The sequence below is a fragment of the Methylobacterium sp. J-090 genome, assembly GCF_022829345.1.
In the GTDB taxonomy this organism is placed as follows: Bacteria; Pseudomonadota; Alphaproteobacteria; order Rhizobiales; family Beijerinckiaceae; genus Methylobacterium.
In genome coordinates, this window is record NZ_JAKSXV010000017.1 from 78,021 (window position 1) to 90,800 (window position 12,780).

A 12,780-nucleotide genomic window follows, 5' to 3' on the forward strand; every position below is an offset into this window, starting at 1 on the left:
AAGCCGGCCCTCATCGCAAGCCGGCTCTCATCGAACGTGCACCCTCGGGACGATGGACATGCCCGGCCCGATGGCGAGGTCCGGCGGCCATCGGTCGACAACGATCTTCACGGGGATGCGCTGCACCACCTTCACGTAGTTGCCGGTGGCGTTCTGGGCCGGCAGCAGGCTGAAGGCGGTGCCGGAGCCGGGCTGCACCGAATCCACGTGACCGGTGATCTTGCGCGCGGGGTAGGCGTCGATCTCGAGATCGGCGTGCTGGCCCGGCCGCATGTCGGTGATCTGCGTCTCCTTGTAGTTCGCGATCACCCAGATGTCGTCCGGCACCAGGGTCGAGAGCGTCTGCCCGGCCTGGGCGTACTGGCCCTTGGCACCCGAGAGCTGCACCAGACGTCCGGGCTGCGCCGCCGTGACGGTGGTGTAGCCGAGGTTCAGCTCGGCCTGCGCCACCTGGGCCCTGCCCATGGCGAGGTTCGCTTCCGCACCGGCCTTCTGAGCCGCCAGCGCGCCGACCTGCGTGCGCGCCGCGACGACGTTCGCCTTCGCCCGGTCGAGGCCCGCCTGCTGCTGGTCGAGGGTCGAGGTCGAGGATTGCGAGCGCTGGATCGTGCCGGCGCCCTTCTCGGCGAGGTCCCGGTAGCGCGCCGCGTCCTCGCGGGCGAATTTCAGCGAGGCGTCCGCCTGCGTCACCTCCGCCTGGGAGGCTTCGATCTGCGCCTTCTGGCCCTCGATCTGCGCGGCGAAGTTGCGGATCGAGGCCTCCGCCGAGGCGACCTGGGCCCGGGCCTGGGCCAGGGCCACCTCGTAGTCGCGCCGGTCGATCTGGAACAGGACGGTGCCGGCCTCCACGTGCTGGTTGTCGGTCACCGGCACATCCACGATGTAGCCGGCCACCTTCGGCGCGATGGAGAATTGCCGCGCATCCACGAAGGCGTCGTCGGTGGATTCGTAGGGGTGCAGGGCGGTCAGCCAGTAAGCGTACGCGCCGGCCGCGATGGCGACGACCGCCACCGCGAGACCGAGCGCCCAGAACGGGTGCCGGCGCAGGAGGTTCGGCCTCTTCGCCTCGGACGCGTCCGACCCGGACTTCGAATCCTGATCCGGCGTCCGATCCGCGCGATCGCGGTCCTCCGTCTTGCGCCCCTCGGGGACCGCCTTCGTGTCACCGGGGCCGGATCGGCGCGCCTCGTCGCCGCGCGCGATCGGCCGACCCACATCCCGCTGGTCCTCAAGCATCTCTCGATGATCCGCGCACACGAATGAGCCGCAGGGTTTCATCCCGCGAGACTCGGATAACCCGCCTCGATCTCAACAAGGGCCGACGTACCCCATTGTTCCGCCGCATGCGCAACCCGGCGACAGCTCATGCGCGACGGGACGGCCCGGGGCAGCAGGCCTTGCGCTTGCCGCAGGCCGTCCACGCTGGAGAGCCGTGATCAGCCGAAGGAGCTGAACCCCTCGAAGCTCTCGGTATGGGATGCCGCGAGATCCGCGTCTTCGGCGGGAGTCGGCGAAACGTCTTCGGCCGGCATGTCCGGCCTTCGCTTGCGTGGGTTTGGAGAGATCTCGTCAGAGACAGAGGCGAGCGGCGCGGCAGAGCGATCGTGCTGCACGTCTTTGGTCATCCAGGCTCCTCAGGTGGTGCGCCGCATTCACGGCGAAGCTTGAGATAGCCCGATCCGTCCCGATTCGGGAACCGTGCACAGGTTGCAGAGGCCATCTCCGGCGACGGCCTCGGACGGCCGCTTCGACCGACCGAAGCGCGGCGACGATCCGCGCGAGGCGAACCCGCGCGCGGATCTCTGCCGCCACACACCGTGCTGCGCCCCGGCGGCATGGGGACCGGACGCAACGCCGGCGGCGGAAGAAGGAACGACCGCGTCCCCCTCTCGACCGGTCGCCGACCCTTGGCTGGGGCCTCGCGCACCGGTGGACAGCGAGGGGCCGGCCCCTCCACCATCGGCGGGGCCGACAGAACCGAGGGAGCCGGGCATGGACGAGGCGAGGCTTCGCGCCTTGGAGGCGCGCATCGCCGAACTGGAAAGCGGATTGAACCGCGCGCGGAACGACATCCAATGGGCGATCGGCCTGATGTTCGTCGTTCCCGTCGGTCTCCTGATCATCTTGCGGGTGTGGTCCTGAGAAGCCCCCACATGGTTGCCACCGATCGTACCGTTCACGCCGGAACGCGCGTGTTCGGCCCATTCACGCGCGGAGCGGCGAGGGTTGAAACCAGGTCCGCTCCTCGCGGAAGCGGCGGACGATGAAATCACGACAGACGGTCACCCGGCGCGCCTCGTGGCTGTCGGGGTGCGACATCAGCCAGTAGGAACGCTGGAATCGCGTCTCGGGGAGGATGCGCACGAGGCCATGGCAGTGCGCGGCCGCGAAATCGTGAAGGATCCCGATCCCGGCGCCCGCCTTGACGGCCTCCAACTGGCCGATCGCGCCGGCACACCGGAAGACGCGGCGTGTGCGGTCCTGAAGAAAGGCCGTGTAGTCGAGCGCGGAGGCATAGGCATAATCCTCGACACCGATCACCACGGCGTGGTGGGCGAGTTCGGAGGGCTCGTTCGGCGTCCCTTCGCGTTCGAGGTAGTCGCGCGCCGCGTAGAGGCCCAGGCTGTAGTCGGAGAGCTTCGCGAGCTTGAGGCGACCATGCGCCGGCCGGTCGAGGCCGATCGCGAGATCCGCTTCGCGCCGGGACAGGGAGAACGTGCGGGGCAGCGGCACGAGTTCGATGACGAGGTTGGGATGCCGCCGCGCGAGCAGGCTGAGTTCCCGCGCGAGAAACAGGTTTCCCAGGGCGTCCGGCGCGCCGATCCTGACGGTCCCGGTCGTCTCGGCTTCCTCGCTGTGCATGCGCGAGGTCGCGGCGATCACCTCGGCTTCGATGCGTTCGGCGGAAGGAAGCAGGCGTTCGCCGGCCTCCGTGAGCGTCGAGCCGTTGGGCCGTCGATGAAACAGGGCCGTTCCGACGGCCGCCTCGAGATTTTCGAGGCGGCGCGCGACGGTGGCGTGATTGAGCCCGAGTCTCCGGCCCGCCTCGAGCATCTGACCGTGCCGCGCGACGGCCAGGAAGATCTGCAGGTGATCCCAATTGAAGGCCATTAAAATCCGCACAACAGGTGAGCGATACCGCACGTTGAGTTGCAAAATTCATAGATCGAAAATGGGGCGGCCATCAATGGGCGGACCGTGGAGCCGCCGCGGCCCGAAGACGAGGACATGCCATGCTGACCGAGATCGGCCACTACGTGAACGGAAGCCGGGTCGTCGGCAGGAGCGGTCGCCACGCCTCCGTCTTCAACCCCGCCACCGGCGAGCAGACGGGCTCCGTGGCGCTCGCGGCCACGGCCGAAGTCGATGCGGCGGTCGCCGCCGCCGCCGCCGCCTTCCCGGCCTGGTCGCGGATGCCGCCGTTGCGCCGCGCCCGTATCCTCGGCAAGTTCCTCGCCCTCGTCGATGCGCGGATCGACGAACTCGCCGCCGTGATCACGGCCGAGCACGGCAAGGTCCTGTCGGATGCCGTGGGCGAGATCCAGCGGGGCATGGAAGTGGTGGAGTTCGCCACCGGCATCCCGCAGCTTCTGAAGGGTGAAGTCACCGAGAACGTCGGCACGCGCGTCGACAGCCATTCCCTGCGCCAGCCGCTGGGCGTGGTGGCCGGCATCACGCCGTTCAACTTCCCCGTCATGGTGCCGATGTGGATGTTCCCGGTCGCCATCGCCTGCGGCAACTGCTTCATCCTGAAGCCCTCCGAGCGCGATCCCGGCGCCTCGCTGCTGATGGCCGAGTGGCTGACGGAGGCGGGCCTGCCCGACGGCGTTTTCCAGGTCGTGCAGGGCGACAAGGAAGCGGTCGACGCGCTGCTGCACCATTCCGACATCGCCGCGATCAGCTTCGTCGGCTCGACCCCGATCGCGAAGTACATCTACGCGACGGCGACCGCGCAGGGGAAGCGCGCCCAGGCGCTCGGCGGAGCCAAGAACCACATGATCGTCATGCCGGACGCCGACCTCGACCAGGCCGTGGACGCGCTGATGGGGGCGGCCTACGGCTCGGCCGGGGAGCGCTGCATGGCGATCTCGGTGGCGGTGCCCGTGGGCGAGCAGACCGCCGACGCGCTGATGGAACGGCTGATCCCGAAAGTTCGGGCGCTGAAGGTGGGTCCCGGCACCGACCCCGAATCCGACATGGGTCCGCTGGTGACCCGGCAGCACTACGACAAGGTGCGCGGCTACATCGACCAGGGCGTCGCCGAAGGCGCCGAGTTGGTCGTCGACGGTCGCGATCTCAAGCTTCAGGGCTACGAGGACGGCTACTTCCTCGGCGGCACCCTGTTCGACCGGGTGACGCCCGACATGCGGATCTACCGGGAGGAGATCTTCGGACCCGTCCTTGCCGTCACGCGTGCGCCGGATTACGCCACCGCCGCCGCGCTCATCAACGCGCACGAGTTCGGCAACGGCACCGCGATCTTCACCCGCGACGGCGACGCGGCCCGTGAGTTCGCCCACGGGATCGAGGTCGGCATGGTGGGCATCAACGTGCCGATCCCGGTGCCGATGGCGTTCCACTCCTTCGGCGGCTGGAAAGCCTCGCTGTTCGGCGACCACCACATGCACGGCCCCGAGGGCGTGCGCTTCTACACCCGCCTCAAGACCATCACGACCCGCTGGCCCACCGGCATCCGCGCCGGCGCCGACTTCGTCATGCCGACGATGAAGTAGCGCTGACGCGCGCCGCGCCGCGGGGATGGCCCGCGACGCGCGCCCGCACGGCGAGGGAGGCCGCCGTCAGGGCGCGCCAGACCGGGATACCGGGCGGCGGCGCGAGCATCGGACCGGTCGCGCCGCTCTCCTCCGAGGGGGCGGACGACGATGCTGCGCGGGGGGTCGCGACGGGACCGATGCCCCCGCGGCGCTCGCCCGTCCGCCGATCGCATCGGGCGAGAGCCGGCCGGGGCCGAAACCGGCGAACACCAGCCTCAGAGTCGAAGCGGAGCCTTCGCATTCCTGGACAGGATGAGCGCGAGATTGGCCTCGGTGATGGGCAGAGACCGGAACCAGCGCGCAGAGTCGGCGGCTTGCTCCGGGAGACCTTCGGGGATGCCGATCGCGCCGCACGTCGTGTTCGCGCAGGCAGACGGGTTGGGCGTTCGACCGACCCCGACAGGTCCGAAAGATTCGTCCCTTGTTTCAGCCGACCGTCTCGGCCATCCGGCGGAGCGGGGGGCCGCTTGCCGTCAGATGACCTCGTCCTTCTTGTCGTCGGTCTCACCGTACCGACGGAGGGTCGCCGGTTTGGTGCCTTCGTACAGCCGGTCCAGGCCGGGCGTGATTTTGGCGAGCTCGGTCTCGAACAACGAGTGACCCTCGAGATCGCTTTCGACGATGAACGGTCCGAACCGCTCGACATCGAGCACCCAGACGGCTTGGGCCAGGCCGAGTTCCTGCCGCCAGTACACCCCGGGCACGTTTCGTATCCCGCGACCGAGAAGGGCTCCGGTTCCGTAACCGACCGTCGTCAAGTAGATCGCGTTGTTCGGCACAAAGGTATTGCGGTATATCTCCGATGTCATACCGCCCTTTCCGATGATGATGTTGCAGCCCGATAGCTTGAACCATCCATCGAGCCACTTGGCGAAACGGAAGGACGCCGTTGCGGTGACGGCACCGACGTTGAATCGCCCGTCGGGCTCGATCGTCGCGGCGGGCGAGCAGTGAAAATTGGCGGTCCCGAGATCGACATTGGCAGCCGGCATGCCGACCCCGTCCTCGATGGCACGCTTGTAGACGCCTTCGCGGGCCGTGAAGAGCCGGCCGGTCAGGTAGACGACCGTCCCGATTTCAAGGTCGCGCAGCGCTTCCGTCGAGGCCGGGAGCGTCAGCTCGACCGTCTTGAGTTTCTTCTGCATGTTCGTCACTCGGCTGCGACCGCAACGGGACCACTCCAGTCGACGGTCTCGCGGCGGGAGTAGGCGGTGAACCATTCGGGATCGGTCCGATAGTCGACCCGTCCGTCGGCATGGATCCGAGCCGTCGCCCGACGTGACGACAGGCAGAACATGTGGACGCTCATCGGCATCCCGCCGGTGTGGCAGTATCCGACCTCGATGTTGCAATCGACGACCATCGAAGAGCCCATGAACCCCATGGCGCCCATGCCGATGCTGTTTCCGAGATCGCGAAACTCGTTCTCCAGCTCGGCGATCCTGGGGTCCGGGTTGCGGCTGCCGACGGTCCGGAGGCAGGAAGCCTGCTTCCCGAGAACCATGCACGTATCCTTCGATCCTCCGAGGCCGACGCCGACGATGGCGGGCTGGCACGCGAGGCCGCGCTTGCCGAAGCCGATCAGGGTATCGAGGAAGAAGCGCTTGATTCCCTGCAATCCGTCTCCGGGAAACAGCATGCGGTAATCCGAACCGAAGAGACCACCCTTGTGAACGGTCGTGAGATCGATCCAATCCGCCTCCGGGTGGAACGCGTACTCAATCTCGGGCGCGTTGATCCCGACGTTGTTGTCATGGTCCGTCCGCCACAGGGGATGCACCCGATTGGGCCGCAGCGGGACGGTTCGGGTCGCGGTCGCGGTCGCCCGGCGAAGGGTCTGCTCCACCGCGATGGGGCCCCCCTGCGGACGCGCGTCGTTTCCATACTTCACGTACCAGCGTGGCACGCCGGTATCCCCGCACATGGCGCGGCGGTCTTCCTTGGCCGCTTCGTAGTTCTCGAGCATCGCCTGTATGACGAAGGAGGATAGATCCCCGCGCTCCGTATCGGCGCAGCGCCGCAATCCGCCGAGATAATCGTCCGGAATTTCGATGGCTGCCTTGGCCATCAGTTTCTCGGCGGTGTCTTGGATGATGCTCTGGGGGATCATGGTTCGATGACCTCAGGTCTTTATTTGTCCGAAGGGCCGGGATCACTCGGCCGCCAGGACCGGCTCGATGAGTGTTTGGCCCGGCCTGACGTGCGTGAAGCGAACCGGCTCGTCCGTGATCTGAAGCGCGTCGTCCCGTTTCCTGATCATGGTGAACGTCGAGGTTTCGAAGGCGCCGGGCTCGGGAAAGTCCGACCGGAAATGCGCGCCCCGGGAATTCTCGCGTCGCTGTGCGGCCAACGCGATGATCCGGCTCGTCTCGACGAGCGAACGGAGGTTCATCCAGTCGTGCCACGTCAAGTTGAAGGCGCGGTCATCGTCCGCCACACCCGTGCGAAGCAGCTCCGCCTCGATCGCATCGAGCTCGGCGAGGCCCCGCGAAAGGCCGTTCGCATCGCGGATCACGCCGACATGGTCCCACATCACCTCCATCAGGCGCTCCCGGAGGGCATGGACGTTCCCCGGCGCGTTGCGGAAGGGGTGCAGGCACCGCTCCGCCTCCAGGGCCAGGACGGCCTCGTCCGGGGCGCGATAGCCGCCATTCGCCGCGATCCAACGCGGCATCTCATCGCCCGCGATGCCACCGAAGACCGTCGAGTTGGCCACGCCGTTGCCACCCAGGCGGTTCGCGCCGTGCATGCCGCTCGCATCCTCGCCGGCGACGAACAGGCCGGGGAGTTCCGTCGAGGTATCGGCCCTGCAGACGATCCCACCCATGAAGTAATGGGCGGTCGGAACCACTTCGACGAGGCCGCCCGCGAGATCGAAACCGGAATCCCGGCAGCGATCGACCATGCCCTTGAACTGTTTCCTGACCTTGTCCGGCCCGAGGTGGCTCATCTGGATATAGACGCCGCCGTTGGGCGAGGTCCGGCCCGCCTTCATCTCGGCGTAGATCGAACGGCTGACGATATCGCGCGTCGCGCGCTCGGCGCGCGGATCGTAATCCGCCATGAAGCGGCGCATGGCACCGTCGAGCAGATGGCCCCCCGCTCCCCGCAGCCCCTCCTCGAGGACCGTGCCGGTCATGCGCGTGTCGGGGCCGGCCAGCAATCCGGTCGGATGGAACTGCACCATCTCCATGTCGCGGAGCGGAAGACCGGCCCGGAGGGCCATCGCCAGGCCGTCCATGCTCTTGTCGCCCGAGGGGGTATGGTAGCGATACATCGTCGGGCCGCCGCCGGTGGCCAGCAAGACGGCCCTCGCCTGCACGAAGTGCAGACGTCCGGTACGGACATCCATCATCAGCACGCCCGCCAAGGCGTCCCCCGCCGAGGTCGGGACGAGTGCCAGGGCGCGATGCTCCTCGAGCTTCCGGATATTCTGGCGCTTCCAGATCTGCTCCATGAGCCGGTTGATGATCTCGATGCCCGTCAGATCGCCCTTGTGCACGGTGCGGTCGAACGTCTGGCCCGCGAACGCCTTGCCGTGGAGCGAACCGTCGGCATTCCGGTCGAAGAAACACCCGACCTCGTTCTCGAGTTCTCTGACGCGCTCCGGAGCCTTGGACACCAGCGTCCACGCCAGCTCCTGATCGGGCAGCCACTTGCCGCCCTCGATCGTATCCATGAAGTGGCGCTCGATCGAATCGCCGTTATGCAGCGCGACATTGTACCCGCCCTGCACCATGCGGGTGCAGCCGCATTTCCCGAGAAGCCCCTTCGTGGCGATGGTCACGGTGTTGCCGTGGCCGTGGTCGTGCGCGTGCAGGGCCGCGAAGAGACCCGCGCCGCCCGATCCGAGTACGAGGATGTCCGTTCGGGTTCGTTCGATCGTCATGGCTGACCTTCACAGGACCCTGAGCAGGAATGCGAACCCGACCATCGCGGCGACACCGCCCGCCGCGGTGGCGACCCGAAGCTGGTTCGAGCGCCATTCGAAGTTTTCGACGAAGAGGATCCGCAGCCCGCCGAGAAAATGAACGGCCAATGCGAAGACGAGACCCGCCTCGGCGAGCTTGACGACGGGAACGTCGGTCCAGCGCAGGAACGCCTCGAACCGTACGGCCTCCAGCGAGAGGGCCAGAGCGAGGAAGTGCAGAGGCAGGAAGACGGCCAACGCGATCCCCGAAAGGCGATGCCCCATCGCGGCGATCCAGAGCGCATTGCGTCGGTAGGCACGCGGAGTCCTCATCCCGACACCACGGCGTAGACGGCCCGGATTCCCAGTGCGCAGAGCAGGAGTCCAAAGACGATGGCCGTCAGTTCGGCGGCGCGGGGGCGGATCGGCGCCCACTCGACGAGGATGCCGCGAACACCGATCCCGGCGTGGATCGCCGACGCTGCGACGAAGGTTCCGTAGAACAACGCCCACGCGATGCTTCCGCGGGTCCGGCCGAGGATGTCTGCCGCCGTCAGGCCCTGGCGCGTGGCGTAGAACATCACCGCGAGGTGGATCAGCACCAGCGGCGCCATGAGGGCGGCCGTGCCGCGCTGCCAGACGTAGAGCCGGACGTTCACGACCCGATCTCGCCGCGCAGGTAGGCCTTCGTCGCCAGCCGCTTCAGCTGCGCGATCGAGCCCGTCGGATTCAGCGACTGCGGACAGAATTCCTGGCAGGATTGGTGACTGTGGCAGGCGTGGCAGCCGCCGTCCGTCGAGATCGCCGCCAGACGCTGCGACTGTCCCGAATCCCGCCGGTCGTTCATCAGCGTCCACGCGCGATTCAGCGCGGCCGGGCCGAGGTAGTCCGCGTTCCAGCGAACCGTGTCACAGCCCGCGTAGCACACGCCGCAATTGATGCATTCGATGCCCTCGTCCGCGGCAACGCGCGCGGGCTCATTCGGCCGGATCGCCTCGACGGGATCGTGGCGCGTCTTGGTTGGCTCGAAGACGCCTTTGGCCTCCTGCCACTTCTCGAAGAACGGCCGCATGTCGGCGGCCAGATCCTTGATCACGGGGAGGTTCGACAGGGGAGCGATCTTCAGGTTTCCGCCCTTGGAAACCTTGGAGACGTGCGTCCGGCAGGTCCACCGGGGTCGACCATTCACCGTCATCGCACAGGATCCGCACATCCCGACACGACAGGCGAATCGGTAGGTCAAGGTCGGATCAATGTAGCGCTGCACATAGGTCACGACATCGAGAACGGTTTGGCTATCCCTGCTCGGAACCGAGTAGGATTGATAAGCGCCATCCTGCCCTCCTCGCCAGATAGACACTTCGAGCGTGTCGCCGGTGTCCCGAGGCATCCTGCGTCACCTTCAAAAACCTTCTCTCGAGAAGATTTTTAAACGCCCGGCTCATTCGGCACAATCGAATAGATCTGCACCTTTCATTGAGCTTTCTTCAAGTTAGCCGATCGTCGGGCACGTGGGCGAGGCGCGTCGTCCGTCCGGTCGGAATGCGGCGCGGCCTCCCGCTTCAGGACCTCGAGCAGGACGTCGACGAGTGCGGTCTTGGCGTGGTCCTCCCTCTGAACGATGCCGACGACGCGCATGGACGTGGGGCCCGAGAACCGAACCACCCGGACCGGCAGGTCGCTCGCCTGATCGGTCGCACGCTGCGGAATGACCGAGACGCCGAGGCCGTGATGCACCATCGTCCGGATGGCTTCGAGGGTGTCCAGGGCCATCGCCTCGTGAACCTGGATCTTCCGCCGCTTCAGAAACTCCTCGATGAGCTGTCCGACCCAGGCTTGGCGGGAATAGCGGATGAAGGGATAGCTCGTGAGCAACTCCTCCGCCTTCCTGGCGGGGGCATCGACCGGAGCGATGAGCACGAGCGGTTCGCGCGCGAACGGCGACCAGCTCATGCCCGCGTTCGAGAGCCTGAAGTCGCTGACGATCGCGGCATCCATGGCCCCCTTCTGCACGCGCCCGACGAGATCCTTCGAGAGGCCCATGGTGAGTTCGACGTGGAGGGCGGGGTAGCGCTCGCGCAGGGCCTTCAAGGCCTTCGGCATCACCCCGGTCATGACGCTCGGCACCACACCCAGGCGCAGATGCCCTTCGACCATCGTATCCGAGACGACGTGGAACAGGCGATCGTACGCGGTGACGGCCTCGATCGCGTGGGACAGCAGAGCGCGCCCCGTCGCCGTGAGCGCCGGAGGGCGGCGTGAGCGGTCGAACAGGATGACCCGGAACTCCTCCTCCAAGAGCTTGATCTGAATCGTCACGGCCGATTGCGTCCGACCGACCGCACGTGCGCCCGCGGCGAACGAACCACCCTCGACGACGGCGATGAAAGTCCGAAGCTCCCGGAGCGACATGCCCGTACCCTTCGTTGAACGAAACTCGAGAAGCGCAGCCGGTTAGACCATAGTCGTTCAAGGTCCGGAATTCAGGGCGCCTTACGAAGCCGGCCGTCGAAGCGCTTCCGCTGCCTCCAGGGCCGAAGCCAGCCTTCTGGGACGACAGCCTTCCCGGCTTCGGAGTGAAGCTGAACCCCGGCGGTAGTCGGCAGTGGGGGACGCAGTACCGGACTCTAGATGGCCGGACACCGCGCACCACGATCGATCGCGTGAACACCATTTCGCTTGACGACGCCCGGAAACTGGCCCGAACAATCCTAGCGAAAGCCCAAACCGGCCATGATCCCCAAGCGGAGAAGGCAGCAGCAGAGAAACAGGCCAGCATCACCCTTGGCTCCGTCGCTGACGCCTACCTCAAGCGGGCCAAGACCCGTTTGCAACCTCAGTCCTACGAGGAAACGGAGCGTCACCTTCTCAAGGACTGGAAGCCCCTGGCCGATCGTCCGCTGACATCCATCAAGCGTGCGGACGTGGCGGATGGGCGATCTGTTCCACTTCCTCGATTGCCGCGAGACCGGCCGCGAGTGGAAGGACTGTGAGGCAGCGCGAGCGGCGTGACGAAGTCCAACGCCAGACTGCCAATGGTCAAAGCAGGCTCATGCCCGGTGCGTGAAGACCTGACTTGACCGTTGGGAATGGGTGGTTCCACCTCAACCGCAGGACGTGGGGGAAAATTCCTGTCAGACCTCAGGCTGCGCTGTACAGAAGTTCCAGCGCAGGGATACCCTGGCCTCTGAGCGGCCATAAGGTGTTTGATGTCGACGAAGCGTTGCAAAATCCATTATCGCCGGCTCCGAAGAGAGCAGGGCATGTTTCCGGCAGATCCTCTTTCGGCAGCCATTGCACGAGCACTGATCCAGCGCGGCCCTGATGGCCGAGCAATTGGTGAAAATGTGAACCATCGGCTGGCCGGCGTTCCAGGGAACGAAGATGCGCGACGTGTTGTAAACGATCACCATGTTGACGACGTCTCAGTATTTGGAGATCTCTGCCTTTTCTCGCCAGGAAAGATGCAAGCAATTCTCGCAACAGCAGCACGAGAGCATCAGTCACTTGAAGATGTAATGCGCGCTTTCAGCGTCGCCGAACAGGCCGCCCCTCAGGGAACCGAGTACTTGCATGGCATGGCATACTGGCTTGCCATCGGCGATCATGTCTACCACATAGCCCACTCGTCGTTACCTTCGAAAGCTCTTGAAGAGTACCTGACTTGGCTGCTCCGCGACTGCGCTGGCAGCATTGCACCGGATCATTTCGTCGAGCTAGTATCCGAATTTGATCGCTCCCAGATTGGCGGAGATCTTGGAGACGTTAAGTCCATCGAAGTTGGAGGTCTGATTCCAGAAACCGTGCGGGACACGCCGCCTGATGAGGGGCGCGATCGAGTCGTTGACGTTGAAGAACGAGAGACGATCGGAGACCGGCTCATGCGGGGATTCTCGGCAGCAAGGCGCATTCTGGATGACATGGTCGGGCCGGTCGAAGCCCAGAAGATCATCGACGTGGCCTGCCCCCTGAAAAGTGGTCCTCCCTGAGGTATGGCTTTGAGCCATGTGGAGGATGTTGTCATGGGACGGAAGAAGCATACGGCTGAAGAGATTGTTGCCAAGCTGCGTCAGGTTGATGTCTTGGTCTCGCAGG

Annotated in this window: 13 protein-coding genes and 1 pseudogene; 4 read left to right on the plus strand and 10 right to left on the minus strand. The window is 66.0% G+C overall.

Features of this window, described 5'->3' with window-relative positions:
• Positions 1-27 precede the first annotated feature (27 nt).
• Together MKK49_RS01910 and MKK49_RS01915 are read right to left on the minus strand one after the other, a co-directional pair.
• Positions 28-1,236 (minus strand): HlyD family secretion protein, encoded by a 1,209-nt coding sequence (locus tag MKK49_RS01910; RefSeq protein WP_244026372.1) that lies wholly within the window; start codon positions 1,234-1,236, stop codon positions 28-30.
• A 200-nt stretch (positions 1,237-1,436) separates the two neighbouring features.
• On the minus strand, positions 1,437-1,625 hold the full coding sequence (locus MKK49_RS01915; RefSeq protein WP_244026373.1) for a hypothetical protein: 189 nt from the start codon (positions 1,623-1,625) through the stop codon (positions 1,437-1,439).
• Positions 1,626-1,992: 367 nt separating this feature from the next.
• On the opposite strand from MKK49_RS01915, the gene MKK49_RS01920 reads away from it, so the two are divergent.
• A complete protein-coding gene (locus MKK49_RS01920; protein ID WP_244026374.1) occupies positions 1,993-2,142 on the plus strand; it encodes a hypothetical protein in 150 nt (49 codons plus the stop codon).
• 63 nt (positions 2,143-2,205) lie between these two features.
• On the opposite strand, the gene MKK49_RS01925 is transcribed toward MKK49_RS01920, so the two are convergent.
• Positions 2,206-3,111 carry a LysR family transcriptional regulator gene (locus MKK49_RS01925; RefSeq protein WP_244026388.1) on the minus strand — a complete coding sequence of 302 codons (906 nt, stop codon included), beginning with the start codon at positions 3,109-3,111 and terminating at the stop codon, positions 2,206-2,208.
• A 122-nt stretch (positions 3,112-3,233) separates the two neighbouring features.
• On the opposite strand from MKK49_RS01925, the gene MKK49_RS01930 reads away from it, so the two are divergent.
• A complete protein-coding gene (locus MKK49_RS01930) occupies positions 3,234-4,733 on the plus strand; it encodes a CoA-acylating methylmalonate-semialdehyde dehydrogenase (RefSeq protein ID WP_279595265.1) in 1,500 nt (499 codons plus the stop codon).
• A 515-nt stretch (positions 4,734-5,248) separates the two neighbouring features.
• Here MKK49_RS01930 and MKK49_RS01935 read toward each other — a convergent pair.
• From MKK49_RS01935 to MKK49_RS01965, 7 genes are all read right to left on the minus strand, one after another.
• Positions 5,249-5,920, minus strand: coding sequence for a fumarate hydratase C-terminal domain-containing protein (locus MKK49_RS01935; protein WP_244026375.1), 672 nt, complete (start codon positions 5,918-5,920; stop codon positions 5,249-5,251).
• Between the two features lie 5 nt (positions 5,921-5,925).
• Positions 5,926-6,885 (minus strand): fumarate hydratase, encoded by a 960-nt coding sequence (locus MKK49_RS01940; protein ID WP_244026376.1) that lies wholly within the window; start codon positions 6,883-6,885, stop codon positions 5,926-5,928.
• A 42-nt stretch (positions 6,886-6,927) separates the two neighbouring features.
• Positions 6,928-8,664: an L-aspartate oxidase gene (locus MKK49_RS01945; protein ID WP_244026377.1), complete on the minus strand. Its 1,737-nt coding sequence runs from the start codon at positions 8,662-8,664 to the stop codon at positions 6,928-6,930.
• Positions 8,665-8,673: 9 nt separating this feature from the next.
• Positions 8,674-8,943: a succinate dehydrogenase, cytochrome b subunit gene (locus MKK49_RS01950; RefSeq protein ID WP_244026378.1), complete on the minus strand. Its 270-nt coding sequence runs from the start codon at positions 8,941-8,943 to the stop codon at positions 8,674-8,676.
• A gap of 71 nt (positions 8,944-9,014) precedes the next feature.
• The gene (locus MKK49_RS01955) at positions 9,015-9,344 is read right to left on the minus strand and encodes a succinate dehydrogenase (protein ID WP_244026379.1); all 330 of its coding nucleotides are present in this window, start codon (positions 9,342-9,344) and stop codon (positions 9,015-9,017) included.
• Positions 9,341-10,075 (minus strand): succinate dehydrogenase/fumarate reductase iron-sulfur subunit, encoded by a 735-nt coding sequence (locus MKK49_RS01960; protein ID WP_244026380.1) that lies wholly within the window; start codon positions 10,073-10,075, stop codon positions 9,341-9,343. Before MKK49_RS01960 ends, MKK49_RS01955 begins: the two co-directional genes overlap by 4 nt.
• Positions 10,076-10,158: 83 nt before the next feature.
• Positions 10,159-11,097, minus strand: a complete 939-nt coding sequence (locus MKK49_RS01965) for a LysR family transcriptional regulator (protein WP_244026381.1) — start codon at positions 11,095-11,097, stop codon at positions 10,159-10,161.
• Positions 11,098-11,189: 92 nt separating this feature from the next.
• Here MKK49_RS01965 and MKK49_RS01970 point away from each other — a divergent pair.
• Positions 11,190-11,678 (plus strand): annotated as a pseudogene (locus MKK49_RS01970) (Arm DNA-binding domain-containing protein); the annotation flags it as partial.
• Positions 11,679-11,948: 270 nt separating this feature from the next.
• Positions 11,949-12,674 (plus strand): hypothetical protein, encoded by a 726-nt coding sequence (locus MKK49_RS01975; RefSeq protein WP_244026382.1) that lies wholly within the window; start codon positions 11,949-11,951, stop codon positions 12,672-12,674.
• Positions 12,675-12,780: the final 106 nt, after the last annotated feature.

Excerpts from the sequence above, each read along its gene's own strand:
- MKK49_RS01910 (WP_244026372.1), bottom strand. The coding sequence starts at position 1,236 with ATGCTTGAGGACCAGCGGGATGTGGGTCGGCCGATCGCGCGCGGCGAC.
- MKK49_RS01915 (WP_244026373.1), bottom strand. The coding sequence starts at position 1,625 with ATGACCAAAGACGTGCAGCACGATCGCTCTGCCGCGCCGCTCGCCTCT.
- MKK49_RS01920 (WP_244026374.1), top strand. The coding sequence starts at position 1,993 with ATGGACGAGGCGAGGCTTCGCGCCTTGGAGGCGCGCATCGCCGAACTG.
- MKK49_RS01925 (WP_244026388.1), bottom strand. The coding sequence starts at position 3,111 with ATGGCCTTCAATTGGGATCACCTGCAGATCTTCCTGGCCGTCGCGCGG.
- MKK49_RS01930 (WP_279595265.1), top strand. The coding sequence starts at position 3,234 with ATGCTGACCGAGATCGGCCACTACGTGAACGGAAGCCGGGTCGTCGGC.
- MKK49_RS01935 (WP_244026375.1), bottom strand. The coding sequence starts at position 5,920 with ATGCAGAAGAAACTCAAGACGGTCGAGCTGACGCTCCCGGCCTCGACG.
- MKK49_RS01940 (WP_244026376.1), bottom strand. The coding sequence starts at position 6,885 with ATGATCCCCCAGAGCATCATCCAAGACACCGCCGAGAAACTGATGGCC.
- MKK49_RS01945 (WP_244026377.1), bottom strand. The coding sequence starts at position 8,664 with ATGACGATCGAACGAACCCGAACGGACATCCTCGTACTCGGATCGGGC.
- MKK49_RS01960 (WP_244026380.1), bottom strand. The coding sequence starts at position 10,075 with ATGCCTCGGGACACCGGCGACACGCTCGAAGTGTCTATCTGGCGAGGA.
- MKK49_RS01965 (WP_244026381.1), bottom strand. The coding sequence starts at position 11,097 with ATGTCGCTCCGGGAGCTTCGGACTTTCATCGCCGTCGTCGAGGGTGGT.
- MKK49_RS01975 (WP_244026382.1), top strand. The coding sequence starts at position 11,949 with ATGTTTCCGGCAGATCCTCTTTCGGCAGCCATTGCACGAGCACTGATC.